Source organism: Candidatus Methylacidiphilales bacterium (assembly GCA_033875315.1).
GTDB lineage: Bacteria > Verrucomicrobiota > Verrucomicrobiia > Methylacidiphilales > CAZTYG01 > JANRJG01.
On record JANRJG010000003.1, the window covers coordinates 229,687 to 246,663 of the forward strand.

The 16,977-nt window shown below is 61.8% G+C and carries 16 protein-coding genes and 1 tRNA gene; 15 read left to right on the forward strand and 2 right to left on the reverse strand.

Annotation, left to right across the window (positions count from 1 at the left end; genetic code table 11):
• Positions 1-186: 186 nt before the first annotated feature.
• Positions 187-3,453, reverse strand: a complete 3,267-nt coding sequence (locus tag SFU85_00955) for a tetratricopeptide repeat protein (GenBank protein MDX6765338.1) — start codon at positions 3,451-3,453, stop codon at positions 187-189.
• Positions 3,454-3,478: 25 nt separating this feature from the next.
• On the reverse strand, positions 3,479-4,342 hold the full coding sequence (locus SFU85_00960; GenBank protein ID MDX6765339.1) for an NAD(P)-dependent oxidoreductase: 864 nt from the start codon (positions 4,340-4,342) through the stop codon (positions 3,479-3,481).
• A gap of 295 nt (positions 4,343-4,637) precedes the next feature.
• On the opposite strand from SFU85_00960, the gene infC reads away from it, so the two are divergent.
• From infC to murJ, 15 genes are all read left to right on the forward strand, one after another.
• The gene (infC, locus tag SFU85_00965) at positions 4,638-5,279 is read left to right on the forward strand and encodes a translation initiation factor IF-3 (GenBank protein MDX6765340.1); all 642 of its coding nucleotides are present in this window, start codon (positions 4,638-4,640) and stop codon (positions 5,277-5,279) included.
• Positions 5,280-5,334: 55 nt separating this feature from the next.
• Positions 5,335-5,544, forward strand: a complete 210-nt coding sequence (rpmI, locus tag SFU85_00970) for a 50S ribosomal protein L35 (protein MDX6765341.1) — start codon at positions 5,335-5,337, stop codon at positions 5,542-5,544.
• A 38-nt stretch (positions 5,545-5,582) separates the two neighbouring features.
• Positions 5,583-5,930 carry a 50S ribosomal protein L20 gene (gene rplT, locus SFU85_00975; GenBank protein ID MDX6765342.1) on the forward strand — a complete coding sequence of 116 codons (348 nt, stop codon included), beginning with the start codon at positions 5,583-5,585 and terminating at the stop codon, positions 5,928-5,930.
• Between the two features lie 91 nt (positions 5,931-6,021).
• On the forward strand, positions 6,022-7,038 hold the full coding sequence (pheS, locus tag SFU85_00980) for a phenylalanine--tRNA ligase subunit alpha (protein ID MDX6765343.1): 1,017 nt from the start codon (positions 6,022-6,024) through the stop codon (positions 7,036-7,038).
• A 58-nt stretch (positions 7,039-7,096) separates the two neighbouring features.
• Positions 7,097-7,178: transfer RNA gene (locus tag SFU85_00985), tRNA-Tyr, on the forward strand.
• Positions 7,179-7,574: 396 nt separating this feature from the next.
• A complete protein-coding gene (locus SFU85_00990) occupies positions 7,575-9,248 on the forward strand; it encodes a mucoidy inhibitor MuiA family protein (GenBank protein MDX6765344.1) in 1,674 nt (557 codons plus the stop codon).
• 46 nt (positions 9,249-9,294) lie between these two features.
• Positions 9,295-10,035 carry a MotA/TolQ/ExbB proton channel family protein gene (locus SFU85_00995; GenBank protein MDX6765345.1) on the forward strand — a complete coding sequence of 247 codons (741 nt, stop codon included), beginning with the start codon at positions 9,295-9,297 and terminating at the stop codon, positions 10,033-10,035.
• A gap of 28 nt (positions 10,036-10,063) precedes the next feature.
• Positions 10,064-10,483 (forward strand): biopolymer transporter ExbD, encoded by a 420-nt coding sequence (locus tag SFU85_01000; protein ID MDX6765346.1) that lies wholly within the window; start codon positions 10,064-10,066, stop codon positions 10,481-10,483.
• A gap of 7 nt (positions 10,484-10,490) precedes the next feature.
• On the forward strand, positions 10,491-11,480 hold the full coding sequence (locus SFU85_01005; GenBank protein MDX6765347.1) for an energy transducer TonB: 990 nt from the start codon (positions 10,491-10,493) through the stop codon (positions 11,478-11,480).
• 77 nt (positions 11,481-11,557) lie between these two features.
• Positions 11,558-12,715, forward strand: a complete 1,158-nt coding sequence (locus tag SFU85_01010; protein ID MDX6765348.1) for a biopolymer transporter Tol — start codon at positions 11,558-11,560, stop codon at positions 12,713-12,715.
• Between the two features lie 5 nt (positions 12,716-12,720).
• The gene (locus tag SFU85_01015; GenBank protein ID MDX6765349.1) at positions 12,721-13,260 is read left to right on the forward strand and encodes an OmpA family protein; all 540 of its coding nucleotides are present in this window, start codon (positions 12,721-12,723) and stop codon (positions 13,258-13,260) included.
• Positions 13,261-13,370: 110 nt separating this feature from the next.
• Positions 13,371-13,844 (forward strand): hypothetical protein, encoded by a 474-nt coding sequence (locus SFU85_01020; GenBank protein ID MDX6765350.1) that lies wholly within the window; start codon positions 13,371-13,373, stop codon positions 13,842-13,844.
• A gap of 2 nt (positions 13,845-13,846) precedes the next feature.
• Entirely contained in the window at positions 13,847-14,362 is a 516-nt protein-coding gene (gene waaF, locus SFU85_01025) for a lipopolysaccharide heptosyltransferase II (protein MDX6765351.1), read from the forward strand.
• A gap of 7 nt (positions 14,363-14,369) precedes the next feature.
• Positions 14,370-15,113: a glycosyltransferase family 2 protein gene (locus SFU85_01030; GenBank protein MDX6765352.1), complete on the forward strand. Its 744-nt coding sequence runs from the start codon at positions 14,370-14,372 to the stop codon at positions 15,111-15,113.
• Between the two features lie 83 nt (positions 15,114-15,196).
• Positions 15,197-16,771: a murein biosynthesis integral membrane protein MurJ gene (murJ, locus tag SFU85_01035; protein MDX6765353.1), complete on the forward strand. Its 1,575-nt coding sequence runs from the start codon at positions 15,197-15,199 to the stop codon at positions 16,769-16,771.
• Positions 16,772-16,977: the final 206 nt, after the last annotated feature.

Consider the following 16,977-nt stretch of genomic DNA (forward strand, 5'->3'; position numbering starts at 1 on the left):
GCGAAGGGCACAAACAACGCGAAGGGAAAAGTTGTTTGGGAATCAACGACACCCTCTGCCGGCCACGGGGATCGGAATCCCCGTCTACAGAAAAGGATCCCCCTTTCCTCATTGCCCACCACACCTCAGCGCGAGTTCCACTGCAGGGTTCCAGCTTGGAACCTGTCCGGATAGGCTCTTATCCCATCAACTGAGATTGCGCGCCTTGTCCGACCAAGGGCTGGTCGGATAATCCCGCTGGAGCAGGTCGACCAGTTTCTTGGCCGCGTCTTCCGCGGCTTTCTTCCGCGCGGGATCGGTTTCGCTCTTGGCCTGCTTGAATTTGGCGCCAGCAGCTATGTAAAGGGCCTCGGGCACCATCTGGGGCAGCGAGGCACGGTAGAAGAGGTCGATCTTGACCGCGTTGTTGTGGGCCAGTTCGTAGATGTTCAGGTCCGGCTTGCCCGCGGCCTGCTTGGTCTCGCTGGTCTTGATCCCCTTGTCCCCCATCTCGACAAGAGAACGGGCGAGGGCGAGCATGCACTTGGCCTTGGTCTCGTTGCTGCTGCGGGCGCTGCCCTGGACTTCGCGCAACACTTTGAACCCTTCATCATACTTGCCTTCGGCCAAAAGGGCGGTGGCCCGACCGAAGTCGGCATCAAAGATTTTATCCGACCATGGGAATTTCTCCTTGAGAGTGGCAAAGGACGATTGGGCTTTGGTCAGGTCGCCCTTGCCCTGGGCGGCGGCGCCGATGCCATAGGTGGCGGCAGCCTGGGCGCGGGGCTCGGGGAAGTTGTCGGCCAGGCGTCCATAAACCTCCAGCGCCTTGTCCCATTTCTTGTTTTCCAGGAGGATGGAACCGTAGCGGTCGTAGTCCGCCCAGGCCATGCGCTTGGGGTCGGTGATCTTGCCGAACGCTTCGTCGTAGAAAACCAGGGCCTGTTCGGGCTGCCCGCCCTGGAACATCAGGCTGGCGCGTCCGATCAACACCTGGACCTGGGCCACCTCGTCGGACAGGCTGCCGGCCAGTTTGCTCAAATAAGTGGCCGCCTCATTCAGGGTCATGGTTCCCGATTTGATCTCCAACAACAGGACGTCAACCAGACGCTGGAGCGCGTTCGTGATGGTCTTGGACTGTGGAAACTCGGATACCGCCTTTTCCAACGACGACTGGGACGAAGTCATCAACTCTTTCCACTGGGCCTTCTTGGCCTCATCCAGTTTGTCAAATGGTCCCAGCGCAATCGCGTCCTTGCGCTGGAGGTCGGCCCCCCGAACCAGACCGAAGGCGGCGTATTCGGCCATCTTCTGGCCGTTCGGCGTCGCCAGGACTTCGGGCGGGAGTTTTTTGTAAAAGTCGTAGACGGCCTGGAAGGCCTTGGCGGCCTCGTCTTTTTTCTTGGCTTTTTCATCCAGGTATTTTGCGCGCTCGAAGAGGGTGACGATGGCCTGGGTGGACTGCGGGTAGGCGGCAATGAGCGCATCCTGGGCCTTGATCATTTCCTCGATGCGGCCCTGCTGCAGGTGGATGTTCCATATTTTGTCGAGGGCCCCGATGGCGAAGTTGGAATCCTTGTATTTGTCCGCCACCGACTGGAAGCGCTGGATGGCTTCGTCGGGCTTTTTGGCCTTGTCGAGGGAAACAGCGGAAAAATAACTCGCTTCCATGACCCGGGGTGAATTGGCGAACTTGGTTGCGAAGTCGGCGAATGCCTTGGCCGCCTCTTCAAATCGTCCCGCCTGCGAAAGCATGCTGGCAACCTGATAGGAAGCCTCCTCCTGGATGGCCGGGGTTTTGGAGGCAGCGGCCAGTTCCTGCATGGCTTTGATGGCCGGCTCGACCTGTTTCATTTGCAGGAGGGCCAGGGCGCGCAGACGTTGGGCGTCCTCGACCGCCTCCGGCGGAACCTTGAGCTTGCCGGCGGCGGCGTCGCGGATGAAGTCGTCAAAGGTCTTGAGGGCTTCATCCGCCTTGCCCAGAGCGAGGTAACACTGGGCCTTGAGCTTGGGGATCTGTCCGGAAACGCGGCTGGCGGGGAAGTTCTTCAGGCTTTCATCAAAGGCCTTGATGGCATCGTCGTACTTGGCCTGCTGCATGAGGGCGTTGCCGATGAGGAACCGCACATTTTCTGCCAGAGGATCGTTGGGATATTTGGACCGGAATTCGGCAAAGTTTTTTTCCGCCTGGTCGGGCAGTCCCTGCATGGCGAAGGAAATGACCTTCTGGATGGACAGTTGCTTCTTTTGTTCATCGTTGCCGAACTGTCCGGCAAAGCGGTAGACGATGCGGGCCTCGTCGTAACGTTGGAGCTGGAGGAGGCAGTCGCCGATGCGGGAAAGGCCGTCCACCGCGGTGTCGGGGGCGGATTCAACACTGGTCAGCTTCTGTTGTTCCCGGGAGAGGGCCTGCTGGGCGGCACGCACCCGGTCGCGGTTCCCCCCGGCATCGGTCACCGCCTTGCGGGCCTCGTCGACCCGTTTCTGCTGGGAGGCGGCGATCTCGTCCTTGCTGCGAAGCGAACGATAGGCCTCGATGGCGGCTTCCATGGCCTCGCGGTAGGCGGCGGCGTCCCCGCGCACGGTCTGTGCCTGGGCGAATTCCAGACTGGCGAGCTGGAAGGCGGCCTGGTTGGCCATGACGAGGTTGGGGCTTTTGGCCAGACGGGCGTAGGTTTCCTTGGCCCGGGTGATGACGGCCTCCGCTTCTTCTTTTTTGAAATCGTCGAGCAGCTTCTGCGCACTCTGGGTGAGGACGTAGCCGGTGAGGAAGTCGATGTCATCACCCATGCCCGCGCTCTCCGGTTTGTTGCGCAGGGTTTCGAGGTCGGCGAGGGCGGCGTCCAGTTTGTTGAGGAAGATGTTGGCGGTGGCCTTGGCGGTGGCGACGTCGATGAAAAGTTCGTGGTTGGGAAACGAGGTGGTGAATTCGGTGAAAGATTTCAGGCCCTCGGCCCATTCCTTGGCCGCACCGACCTTGTCCTTGGCCTCATCGGCCTTGGATCCCTTGCCCATGTGGGAACGTCCAATGTAATAGACCGCGTAAGGGGAGAGGTTCTTCTTGGCCTCGGCATCCTTGGAGGTGAGCACTTGGCCGAGGGCGGCGATGGCCTTGTCATACTGGCCGAGGAAATAGTTGGCGGCGCCGAGGTGGAACTTGATCGTGGCATCAAATTCCTCGGGCAGGTCCTTCGGGTTGGCGAAGGTGGCGGCACAACCGGCATAATCCCCGACAGAATATTGTGAAACCCCGAGCAGGAAGCGGACTTTCGGGGCTTCGATGTCGGTGGAGAACTTCTGCATGAAGTCCTGGGCGGCGGCAACCGCCTCTTTGTAATTGCCGGCTTCAAAGGCCTTGGAGGCTTTTTCCCGGAGCTCGATCGCGGTCTGGGCGGAAAGTGGGACCGAAAGGAAAGGGAGTGTGCAAACAAGAAAGATGCGAAGAACCCGTATGAGCATGGAAGATTTTGTCATGATTTCGGATGACCTTAAATGAAAATTATGGGCCTTGTTCTCTTTTTTTCCCACCGACCGCCTCCGCCTCCAACAAGCGGATGAGTGCGGAAAAATCGTCCTCGCCCCAACCGGCGTCAAGCCCCTGCCGGTAAATCCCGGCCAGGGTGCTGGTCAAAGGAAACTCGGACGGCGACCCGGTTTCCAAGGCCAGCCGCAAGTCCTTGGCCATGTGTTTGACGGAAAACTGGGGATCGTAATCGCGGCGGATGAGCTTGTCTTTTTTCAGATCGCTCAGACCCGATCGGGCGATGTTGCATTCCAGGACATCGAAGAAACACGCATCGCTGATGCCCGAACGTCTGGCCAGGCTCAGGCCTTCCGCCAGGGCCTGGGAAATGGAGGCGATCTGGAGGTTCATGGCCAGCTTGAGCGCGGAGGCTTGGGCGACCGTTCCAATATCCACTATTTTCCGCGACAATCCATGAAGCACACGCGCTGCCTGATCCTTGGCCTCCTTCGCTCCTCCGAGGTAAAAGACATTCTGACGGGCCTCGGCGGCGGGCTTGCTGCCGGTGAACGGGGCCTCGGCATAGGCGGCCCCCCGTTGGAGGCAGAACGCCTCGAATGTTCCGGCGGCGGATGGGGAAATGGTACTGGATTGAATGACCAAGAGTCCGGGCCCTATGCGATCCCCCGCCAGTGTCAGGACAGATTCGACGGCCGCCGGGTCCGCCACGACCAAATGGAGCACATCCGCCCCGGCCAGGGCATGGCCGAGGTCGGGATTGAAACCGGGTGCTTCGGGACGGGGGGAACGGTTCCAGACGGCAACCTCGAATGCATCCGCGCGATAGTGCCTGACCCATTCCCGGCCGATGAGGCCATAACCCGCAAGGCAAACTTTCACTCAATCCGGTATAACCGTGGACCGTTCACTTGCAACCGGGAATATGGCCGCCCGCTTTTGCACTTGCCTCGGAGGTGGGTCTTTCCTAGTTTGCGGCCATGTTTCTTTGTTTGGGCATCAGCGCGGCCACCGCAGTGACCGCATTTTCCGGACTATGACCCCCATTGTCGGTCCGGCTCCCATGCCCTGCGTTGGAAGGCTCCATCCCCGGCTGAACCCCGCCTTTGCCCGCGCCTGATTTTCCATCCCTTTTTCCACAACTGAACCATCGACAGAAGCCAACAAGGAGCCCGTCATTCACACCCCCCAGCAACGCGTCAACCAACGCATCCGCGCCCGCGAAGTCCTGACCATCGGCCCGGAGGGCCAGCCCTTGGGCGTCCTCCCCCTGCCCGAAGCCCTCAACCAAGCCCGCCTGGCCGGCCTGGATTTGGTCGAGGTCGCCCCCAACGCCCGCCCACCCGTCTGCAAGATCCTCGACTACGGAAAATTCCGCTACGAGATGGCCAAACGCGACCGCGAGGCCAAGAAGCACAACCTTTCGGCCCGGGTCAAGGAACTGAAGTTCCACCTCAATACCGACACCCACGATTACATGGTCAAGATGCGCCATGCCGAGGACTTCATGATCAAGGGCATGAAGGTCAAGCTCATGCTCGTCCTCCGCGGACGCGAAATGATCCGCAAGGACGACGCCCGCACCATGGCGCACAAAATCATCGCCGATCTCAACCACGTCGCCTCGGCCGACAGCGAACCGAAATTGGTTGGCAGAAACATCAATTTGATGTTAACTCCCCTCCCCGAAAAAAAGCGGGTCCGGAAATACACGGTCGAAAACGAAGTCTACGACGACGTTCCCGAGGGTCCGGAGGATGCGGAAGACGATGGTGATTCCGAATCCACCGAAAGCAACGCCAAGAGCACCAGCACTTAGCGCGACGCACCCAAGAACCCAACACACCAGCAATCGCAAAGAGAAAGAGAAAAGTATGGCCAAAGGAGTATCCCGTTCGAAGACGCGCAAAGCCGTCGCCAAGCGGTTCAAAATTTCCGCCGGGGGCAAGGTGAAAACCTCCCGCGCCGGACGCCGCCACCTCGCGGGCAGCAAGAATCGCAAGCGCAAGCGCCGACTCGCCTCCCCCAAAACCCTCACCGACAGCGATCTGGGCAAAATCAAAGAGAACTTGCTCTTCGGCTGATACCCTCTACGCTCTCCCGCTCAACTTAAGGAAACACCATGCCCAGAGCCACCAATGCCCCCGCCTCCCGTGAACGCCGCAAACGGGTGGTCACCAGCGCCGCCGGTTACCGCGGCCGCCGCAGCAAACTCTTCCGTTACGCCAAGGACGCGACCTACAAGGCCAAGTACTGGTCTTACCGCGACCGCAAGACCCGCAAGCGCAACGTCCGTTCCCTTTGGACGGTCCGTATCAGTGCCGCCGTCAAGGCCTTCGACCTGAACTACAGCAAGTTCATCGCGGCCCTGAAGAAGGCCAAAATCGAAATCGACCGCAAAGTCCTGGCCGATCTGGCCGTTTCCGAACCGGCCGTCTTCGAACAGGTCGTCAAAGCGGCCCGCGGCTGAGGAACCTCTTCCGCTTACGCCTCCTTCAGGCTCACGCCGCTGCCCGGACCCCCGGTCGGCGGCGTTTTGCTTCCCCCAAACCCCACCGCCCATGATCGCCGATCTGCAATCACTGCAAGCCGAGGCCCTCGCCGCACTCGAACAGGTCGCGAACCCCGCGGCCTTGGAGGAATGGCGCATCACCTACCTCAGCCGACAGGGCCGTCTTCCCGCCTTGTTGGAAAAGATGAAGGACCTGCCCAAGGAACAACGACCCGAAGCCGGCAAGGCGGCCAATCTGGCCAAAACCGCCATCCAATCCGCCTTCGACGCCAAAAAAGATTCCTTCACCCTCTCGGATTCGGGCATGCCCGACGATCCCACCCTGCCCGGCCGTCCCTTTCCCACCGGCGCGCGCCACCCGGTCTCACGCCTTGTCGACCGGAGCATCGACATCTTCCGCCGCATGGGCTTCGCCCTCGCCACCGGTCCTGAGATCGACACTGAGTTCCACAACTTCGACGCCCTCAACACCCCCGCCGACCACCCGGCCCGCAACGAACAGGACACTTTCTACCTCGATTTGCCCCCCGCTGGAAACCTCGGACGGCGACTGCTCCGATCCCACACCTCCACCGTGCAGATCCGCACCATGCAGAAGGAGAAACCCCCGATCAAAATCATCGCCCCCGGCCGTTGCTTCCGCCGCGACGAGGTCGATGCCACCCACGGCATGTTCTTCACCCAACTCGAAGCCCTGGTCGTCGACGAAGGCATCACCCTCGCCCACCTCAAGGGGACCATGGAATGTTTCTTCCGCGAACTCTTCGGCCCGGAGACCCGCATCCGTTTCCGTCCCCACTTCTTCCCCTTCACCGAACCGAGCTTCGAGGTGGACATGTCTGTGCCCGGACTGCGCATCAAGGGCAAGGAATGGATCGAAATCGGCGGTTGCGGGATGGTCGACCCGGCGGTCTTTGCCGCGGTGGGCATCGATGCCACCCGCTACACTGGTTTCGCCTTCGGCATGGGACTGGAACGGATGGTCATGATGATCCACGGCATTCCCGATCTGCGTCTCCTTTACGAAAACGATGTCCGGTTCCTCGAACAGTTCCGCACCGCGTAAATACTTGCGCTGTGGAGTTGACGGGGGGAGGCGGGGTTTTTAGTATTTCCAGCTCTTCGGGCGGATTCCGGAGTGGCCAAACGGGGCAGACTGTAAATCTGCTGGCTTTGCCTTCGATGGTTCGAATCCATCTCCGCCCATTCCTTCGCGAAGCGAAGCGTCTCCCCTAGATTCGAACGGCTTGTCCCGCCGTAGTTTTATACGAAGGGGGAAGTTCGCCTGCCATTCACGCAGTGATCGTCAAGCGAAGCGGCCCAAGCCGCAGGCCATCCCGCAGAGGGTTTCACGTCCTCGTGAATGCATCATCCATCTCCGCCCATTCCTTCGCGAAGCGAAATGTCATGGTGCATGGCACCTCCCCCAAGCCCCCCGTCTTCTCCATGCCTGGACTCCGCAGCACGGCCTCTTCATTTTGGGCGTGTTTTTGCCCGGGGCACGTTGTAATGGTCCACTCCGCCCATTTTTTCCCTAAGATTTCCATCTCCCGCGACGTCTGATCATTTGGTAACACCCATACCCCCCAATCCCCATCGCCCATGAAAACCCACCCCGCTCCCATCCTCCTGGCCTTGCTCTCCTCCGTCATTGGAGTCACAGCCGCCGAAGTCAAAACCGACCACCGCATCAGCGAGGTCACCGTCTACCCCGACCGCGCCGTCGTCACCCGCCGCGCCTCCACCCCCCTCACTCCGGGCGAACACCAGATCGTCTTCGAAAACCTCCCCATCGGACTAGACGAGAACTCCGTTCGCGCCGGCGGTACCGGCAATGGATGGAAGATCCTCGGCGTCGAACTCAAGCGCGACTACCGCGAACCCTCCCAGTCCCCCGAAGTCCTCAAGCTCCGAGACCTCATCCAAACCACCGAGGAAAAGAAACAGGACCTTTCGGACGAACAAAACGACCTCAACCAGAAGCGAGAACTGCTCAACAAACTCAGCCGCGAGGCCAGTTCCGGCGCGGCCAAGGAAGGGGACAAGCCAGTCATCAACGTGGCCGATATCCAGAAGCTGGTCGATTACTACGGCGGCGAACAGAACAAGATCTCCCTACGCCTCCGTGCGGTCGAGCGCACCCAGCGCAACCTCGACAAAGACTTGGAAAAATTCCGAGCCGACTTGGCCAAGCTGGAGAATCCCGGCAACCCCCAGAACCGCCGCGTGGCCGTCACCGTACAGGCCGATACCGCCACCACGGCCGCGGTGGAGATATCCTACATGCTCGCCAACGCCGGCTGGACCCCGCAGTATGACGTCCACGCCCGGGGCGACTCCGACAAGATCACCCTCACCTCCTACGGGATTGTCCGCCAGCGCACCGGCGAAAACTGGACTGACGCCCGCATCGTGCTCTCCACCGCCCGGCCCCAGCTCGGCACCGCCCTGCCCGACCTGGATCCCTGGATCTTGCAAATACTCCAACCCATGCCAGCCGCCGCACCCATGGATTCTTACTCCTCCACCCGTGAACTGTCGGCCCGGAAACAGGTTCTGATGGGCCAGGTGGCCCAGGAGATGCGCTCCAATCGTGTAGACACCAAGGATGAAGAAGGGGCATCCGTTCAATTGATGGAATCCAACATCGAAACCCGGGGCTTCTCCGCCGTCTTCAAGGTCCCCGGCACCACCACCGTCCCCAGCGACGGTGAACCCCACCGCTGCACCATTTCCCGTCAGGAAATGTCAGCCGAACGCACCTACACCGCCACACCCAAACTCATGCCCGGTGCCTTCGTCAAAGCAAAGGTCAAGAACGCCAATCCCGCACCGCTCCTTCCCGGTGCCCTCAACGTCTTCATGGAAAATGATTTCATCGGCAGCTCCGCCCTCTCCCTCGTCGGTCCCGAAGGGGTCTTCGACCTCTTCCTCGGCAAGGACGACGGCATCAAGGTCCAGCGCAAGGACAAGGTGCGCAAGGAAGAAACCACCGGACTGGTCAATAAATCCCGCCTGCTCAAAATCGGCTACACCATCGAGGTCGAGAACTTGAAAAAAACCGAAGAGACCCTCACGGTCAAGGACCAGATCCCCGTGGCCCAACAGGACCAGATCAAAGTCCGCCCCACCGCCCTCAATCCCAAGCCGGCCAAGGAAAACAAGGAAAACGGCGAAATCACCTGGGAACTCAAACTCAAAGCCAGGGAAAAGAAGGTCATCGAAGTGGAGTTCGAAGTCGAAGCCCCAATCGGCATGCCTGTCGGAGGAATATGAGCCTTTCTCACTTTCCCGCGCTCAGGCCTGCGCTACACTCCTCTCCATGATATCCCTGCCCCTCACCCTGCCCATGGCAGCCGGCCTCGTCTACGCTTGGAACGCCAGCACCATCGAGGGCAAGGTCATCATCTTCCTCCTCGTCATCGGCTCGGCCTTCAGTTGGTCGGTCATGGCCACCAAGTTCGTCTTCGTCCGCCAGGCCCGCCGCGACAACCGCCTCTTCCTGCGCCGCTACCGCGATTCCCGCCACCCTTTGGAGCTTTTCGAAAAACAGGCCCCCTTCGGCGCCTCACCCCTCGCTGCCGTCTACCAGAATGGTTGCCGCGAACTCAGTTTCCACCTCCTCGGCTCCAGTGTCGTCGATGAAACCTACTCCGCCCGCCTCATCGGCGCCCCCAAGATCGACGCCACCTCCATGACCTCCGTCCGCTCCGCCCTCGAGCGCGCCGTGGGCGAGGAATCCCTCAAGCTCGAATCCAACCTCATCCTCCTGGCCACCGCGGTCAGCGGCGCGCCCTTCCTCGGTCTCCTCGGCACGGTCTGGGGCGTCATGGACGCCTTCGGCGATGTCGCCCTCGCGGGCAAGGCCAACCTGGCCGCCCTCGCCCCCGGCGTTTCGGCCGCCCTCATCACCACCGTGGCCGGCCTCCTCGTCGCCATCCCGGCCATGTTCGGCTACAACTTCCTCATCACCACCCTCAAGGGCATGATGGTCGAAATGGAAAACTTCGCCGCCGAGTGCGCCTCTGATTTCGAACACAAGCATCTCTCCCGTCGTTCGTAACCGCTGTCGTCCTTCTACCCGCAAGCTTATGCGCCGCCCCTCCCAACGCCTGGATCGCGGAACGCTCACCGAGCTCAACATCACCCCCCTGCTCGACCTCTGCTTCGTCCTCCTGATCATCTTCATGATCACCGCTCCCACCCTCGAACAAAGCATCGACCTGTCCCTGCCCGACTCCACCGAACAAAAGGCCCCCTCCAAGATCGAATCCGAGGCCGTCCTCCAGGTCGCCCTCCGCGCCGACGGCTCGATTTACATCGAACGCAACCGCGTAAGCCTGCGCGAACTCGAACAGGCGATGCGCGACCTGCTCCGCCGCAAACCGAACGCCGCCGTCTACCTGCGTGCCGATAAAAAGCTTGAATACCAAAAACTGGTCGATGTCCTGGACTTGATCAAAAAAACCGGGATCAAACTCGGCATCGCCACCACCCCGGAAAAACGCTGACCCAGGGATGCCCATGCCCCGCTCCGCGCCCACTTTCTCCCCGATCAAAGACACCCCCCGCCATGCCGCGCCCGGCACCGGTGCGACGGAACATCACATCAAGCCCGCCACCTTTGCCTGGGTCGTCTTCTTCCACCTCCTCGCACTCGCGCTCCTCACTCTGCTCCCCCAGCTTCACGCCCCGGGAAAAAGCGACCCGTTTATCGAGATGGTCGCACTCGGGGAGCTGGATCCCGGCGAGGGCAATTCGCTGGAACAGACATCTTCCGGCCAGGGTCCTATCTCTCCGCTCACGCCCAGCCATGCCCCGGCCCCCCTGCAACCACCCAAACCACCCTCCCCTGCCGCAGCAATCACCCCGCCCACTCCGGCACCCGCACCGCCCATTCCTACCCCTCAACCGACATCCCAAGCCCAGCCGGTCACTCCCCCTAAAAACACGGTTCCACCTCCCTCTCCAACCCCCACCCCGACTCCCGCCAAGTCCAAACCAGCCCCCGTCCCGGTCAAAGTCAACCTCACCCCGGTGAAGCGCGGCGACGGAGCCACCGCGCCCAGTGGGGCGGGCACCTCCACGCCCCAGCACACCCAGCCCGGGGGCACCGGTTCCGGACAGGGCCTCTCCGCCTCCGAAATCAAGGCCCGCCTCGCCGGCAAAGTCGGCAATGCCGGCATCCCCGGCGGCACCGGCAGTGGACGACCGGGCGATCCCGACGGCGACCCCAACGCCGAACCCTACAAAGCCCTGATCAAAGTCGTCCTGACCAAGGCCTGGGAAAAACCCTCCATCCCGGAGGACCTCAAGGCCACCCTGCGCATCCGGGTCAAACCCGACGGCACGCTCGTTTTTGAAGGCCTGGAAAAATCCTCCGGCAACGCCGAGATGGACGCCTCCGTCATTGGCACCGTCCACCGCGTGGGCAAATTGCCCCAGGCCCTCCCCCCCGGGCTCGGCAACCCCGACCTCGTCGTCCCCGTCATCTTCGAGTTGAACTGACCGTCCCTTCCCCGCTCCATTTTCCTGTGTACTTTCCGGCCCCTTGCGCTAGCTTGTTCAAAAGTCCCATCCACGCCATGCCCCGCACCCTCCTATCCTGCCTACTCCTTCTCGGCCTTGGCCTCACTCACAGCTCCGCCCAAGAAGGCGCCATCGTCATCAACAAGGGCCGGGTCAACATCGCCCTCGGCGGATTCTCCGGCCCCAACGCCGACCAGGTCCGATCCATCCTGGCCAACGACCTCACCCTCTCCAGCGCCTTCGCCATCACCCCCGCCAGCGAGGCCGCCTTCACCGCCAGCGCCATCACTTCGGCCTCCGGGATCAGTGGCACCGTCACAGGGGCCGACGGCCGCACCGCCCTCAGCGGGAACTACAACGGCGATGTCCGCGCCGCCACCCACGCCTTCGCCGATGCCATCGTGGAAAAACTCACCACCCAGAAAGGCATCGCCTCCTCCAAGTTGGTCTTCATCTCCGCAGAATCAGGCCACAAAGAGGTTTACCTGATGGACATCGACGGTGCCAACGTCCGCCCCTTGACCAAAGACGCCAGCACCAGCATCGGGCCGAAACTCTCTCCCGACGGCAACCGCATCGCCTACACTTCGTACAAGGGCGGCTACCCCGATGTCTGGCTGATCGACCTCACCGCCAAGAAACGCTTCAACCTGACCAAGGATTTCCCCGGCACCAACCAGAGCCCCTCCTTCTCCCCCGACGGCAGCACCCTCGCCCTCATCCTGTCCAAAGACGGCAACACCGATCTATATACCATGCCGGCCGACGGCGGAACGGCCAACCGCCTGACCCGCACCCGCGGCACGGAGTCCACCCCCACCTGGTCCCCCGATGGCTCCACCCTGGCCTTCATCTCCGACGACCGCGGCAGCCCGCAGGTTTACCTGATTCCTTCCGCCGGAGGCCAACTCCAGCGCATCAACACCTCCTCCACTTACACCACCGAAACCGATTGGTCCCCCGACGGCAAAAAACTCGCCTTCAGCGTGCGCGTCGCCGGAGGCAACCAGATCGCCATGACCGTCCTGCCCGGCGGCGAGCCCAAAGTCCTCACCACCTCCGGCAACAACGAATCCCCCTCCTGGACCCGCAATTCCCGCCACTTGGTCTACGCCCGGGCCGGGGCCCTCTATCTCCTTGACTCCATCACCCGCGAATCCGTACAACTGAAAAACGGGATCGGGAAAGCCTCCGAACCCAATTGCAGCCGCTGACCCCTATGAAAACATCCACTCCCTTCATCCGCCTCTCCCACCTGCACCTGGCACTCCCCGCCCTGGCCGCGCTCCTCGTGTTTGCCGGTTGTGCCAAATCGGTCAAAGGCACCGGCGGTGCCGGCGGCGGTATCGCCGGTGAGGACATTTACGACACTGGAGCCCTTCCCGGTCGCGGCGATTTCAATCCCGAGAACGCCGATTACTCCACCCTCGCCGCCTACACGGTCTACTTCGCCTTCGACAGCTACGCCATCGACGGCAGTGAGCGTCCCAAGTTGGAGAAAATCGCCAACTGGATGAACGAGAACAGCAGCGCCCGCATCCTGGTGGCCGGGCACACCGATTCCCGCGGTACCATCCAGTACAACGTCGGCCTCGGCGAACGTCGTTCCCTGGCCATCCGCACCTACCTGATGGGACTGGGCGTCGATGGCAACCGCCTGCACACCATTTCCTACGGCGAGGAACGCCCCGCCCAGCAGGGCGAAAACGAGTCGGCCTACGCCGCCAACCGCCGTGCCGCCTGCGGCGTCCTGCGCTGATACCAGCCCCCACCCAAAGCCGGAGCCCCAAGCTCCGGCTTTTTTTTGCCCCAATCCCCACAAAAAATCTTCGCGCACTTCGCGTGCTTCGCGGTTAATCTCCCGCCTTCATGAACCTGCTCCTGCGCAGCCCCAACTGGCTCGGCGATGCCGTCATCGGCCTCCCCGCCGTGCAGGCCCTCCAACACAAACTCCCCCCCGGGTCGCGCTTCAGCGTGCTCACCCCGGGCAAGTTGGCCGACTTCTGGAAGATCGTTCCCGGCATCGACCACGTCCTCACCGTCGACCCCAACCTCTGGATCACCGCCGATTCCCTCCGTCCCTTCCACTTCGATACCGCCCTCATCTTCCCCAATTCCCTTCGCACCGCCGCCGAGCCCTGGCTGGCCCGCATCCCCCGCCGTATCGGCTTCAAGGGCCACCAACGCCGCTGGCTCCTCACCGACGTTGTTCCGAAATACAACCGCGCCCAAGGCCTGCGCCACCAAAGCCTCGACTACCTGGATCTGGTCTCAACGCTTCTCAAGGCCTCAAATCCAATCAGCAATCAGCAATCAGCAATTTCACCCCCCTGTCCTCCGTAGCCTTGGCGAAGGAGGGTCTGTCCTCGGTTCCCTACCTCGCCCTCTGCCCGGGTGCCGAATACGGCCCCGCCAAACGCTGGCCCGCCAAACGTTTCGCCGAAGCCGCCAACCGCATCGCCGCAGAAAACAATCTTGAAGTCATCCTCCTCGGGGCCGAGATCGACCGCCCCACCTGCCGGGAAGTCGCCCACCTCCTCACCGTTCCCCATCACAACCTGGCGGGCGAAACCTCGCTGCGTGAATTTCTGGGCTGGCTGGCCCATGCCAGCTGCGTCCTTTGCAACGACAGCGGGGCCATGCATGTGGCCGCGATGTTCGGCCGCCCCGGTGCCGCCATTTTCGGCTCCACCGAACCCCGATTGACCGGGCCCATCACCGACACCATCCAGGTCGTCCGCGAACATGTCCCCTGCTCCCCCTGCTTCCTGCGTGAATGCCCGATCGACTTCCGCTGCATGAACGCTGTTACCGTCGATCATCTCCTGCATACTCCATCCCTTAATCACTCAATCACCTAATCCCTCCATGCAAATCTCCGCCTGCATCATCACCCTGAACGAAGAAGCCAACCTCGCCCGTTGCCTCGACAGCCTCAAAGACATCGCTGATGAAATCATCATCGTGGACAGCGGCAGCACCGACCGCACCCCGTTCATCGCCACCGACCACAACGCCCGCTTCATCCGCCATGAGTGGGAGGGCTACGTGGGGCAGAAGAACTTCGCCCTCTCCAAAGCCACCCATGAATGGGTCCTGAGCATCGACGCCGACGAGGAACTTTCCCCGGGGCTGCGGGCGGAACTGATCAAGATCAAGCCCACGGTGGTTCCCTCTTCCATGGCCGGATTTTCCATGCCCCGGGTGGTCTTCTTTGAAAACACCTGGATCCGTTTCGGCGACTGGTATCCCGATGTGCTGGTCCGTCTCTTCCGCAAGGGGAGCGGGAAATTTGCAGGTGGAGCAGTGCATGAACGGTTGGAATTGAACGGCGAAATCCAACCCCTGGTCGGAGAACTCATCCATCATTCCTTCAAGGACGAGGCCGATTACCGCGGGCGGATGGAACACTATTCCACCCTCTGGGCCCAAAGCGCCAAGGCGGAGGGCAAGAAAGCCGGACCCCTGACCCCGATCACCCACGCCCTCTGGCGTTTCCTCCGTTCCTATCTCCTCAAAGGCGGCATCAAGGGCGGTCTCCTCGGCCTCCGCCTGGCCCGCCTCCAGGCCGCCGAAGTTTTCATGAAATACCGCAAGCTCCAGAAAATCTGACGATCGCCTTGAGCATTGCTTCGCGCCCTCCGCGCCCTACTTGGGACGTTGCTTCGCTCGCGTCCTCGCGGTAAAAACTCCCCATGTCCTCCACCGCCCGACCGGCCTCCCGCATCATGCTTGCCGTGCTCGGCTCCCGTGTGCTCGGGTTGGTGCGCGAGGTCATCCTGAATTCGATCTTCGGCGCGGGAAAGGAACTGGATGCCTTCCTGGCCGCCTTCCGCATCCCCAATCTCCTGCGCGACCTCTTTGCCGAAGGCGCGTTGTCCACCGCCTTCGTCACCACGTTCTCCAAAAAACTCGCCACCGAGGGTCAATTGGCCGCCTTCCGTCTGGCCAATCTGGTCAACACCCTGGCCATCGCCTTCATGGCAGGAATCGTCGTCCTCGGCATCCTCGGTTCGGAGGGGATTGTTTCCCTCATCGGTTGGGGACTGCACGACGATCCCTACAAATTCGGCCTGACGGTCGACCTCACCCGCATCCTTTTCCCCTTCATCTTCTTTGTCTCCCTGGCCGCGGTCTGGATGGGGTTGCTCAACAGCCTGGGCAGCTTCGGCTTGCCGGCCTCGGCTTCCACCGCCTTCAACCTCGTCTCCATCCTTTGTGGCCTGGGTCTGGGCTGGTGGATCGACCCGCACTTCGGCCCGAAAGCGATCTATGGATTTGCCCTCGGAACGGTCCTGGGTGGAGTGGCGCAATGGGTCATCCAAGTTCCCAAGGCCCGCAGCCTGGGCTACCACTTTCAGTGGACCTGGGACTGGCGCGACCCCGGCCTGCGCCAGGTGCTCACCCTCATGGCACCCGCCATCGTCGGAGGAGCGGCCGTCCAGGTGAACGTGCTCGTCAACACCTCGTTCGCCCTCCTTCTCCAGGACGGCTCGGTCACCTGGCTCAACAACGCCTTCCGCCTGATGCAACTGCCCATCGGCCTCTTTGGCGTGGCCATCGCCACCGTGACCCTGCCCAGCGTCTCACGCTCGGCCGCCCTCGAAGACCTCTCGGCTTTCCGGACGAAACTATCAGAGGGACTGCGACTGGCTTCCTTCCTGACCCTGCCGGCCTCGGTCGGATTGATCCTGCTGGCGGTCCCGATCATCGGGTTGATTTACCAGCGGGGGGCGTTCACCGCCTCGGACACCCTGCAAACCGCCCTGGCCCTGCAGGCCTACGCCATCGGCCTGGCTCCGTATGCCGCGATCAAGATCGTCAGCCCAGCCTTCTACGCCCTCGGCCTCCCCCGCGTGCCCCTGCGTGTGAGCTTGGTCGGCATCGTCCTCAATCTCATCCTCAATTCCCTCTTTGTCTTTGTCCTTCACTGGGGCGTGGCCGGACTGGCCCTCTCCACCGCCCTGGTGGCCCTGATCAACTTGGCCCAGTTGCTGGCCGCCATCGGCAAACCCCTCGGCCCCTGGATCGACCGGTCCTTTCTCTTCGCTTTCGCCAAGATCACCGCCGCCACCCTGGTCATGTGCGGGGCCGTGGCCGGATCGGCCCATCTCCTTCACCCCTGGATGGACGGGGGTTGGTTCCTGCGACTCCTCACCACCGCCGCCCTGGTCGGTGTGGGTTGCACCGGCTACTTCCTCACCGCCTTCACGCTCGGGCTCCAGGAAACCGCCGTCATCGGGAAAATCGCCCGCCGGCTGAGGGGTTGATCCCGGCGTGGTTCCTCCTCTTCTACCGAATTCTTTTGAATCGGCGATAAAGTGCCTTACTGGAGGGCGAAGCTCCCGCTGAGCCGCCCTTGGAAGAATGACCACAATCCAGCTCGGCAGTCCGCCTCAGGCGGATCGCCCTCCCGCTGGTCCTTTCGTTCAGTCATGAGGATTGGTGTTAATCCAATTCCCGACTCAATGCTTGG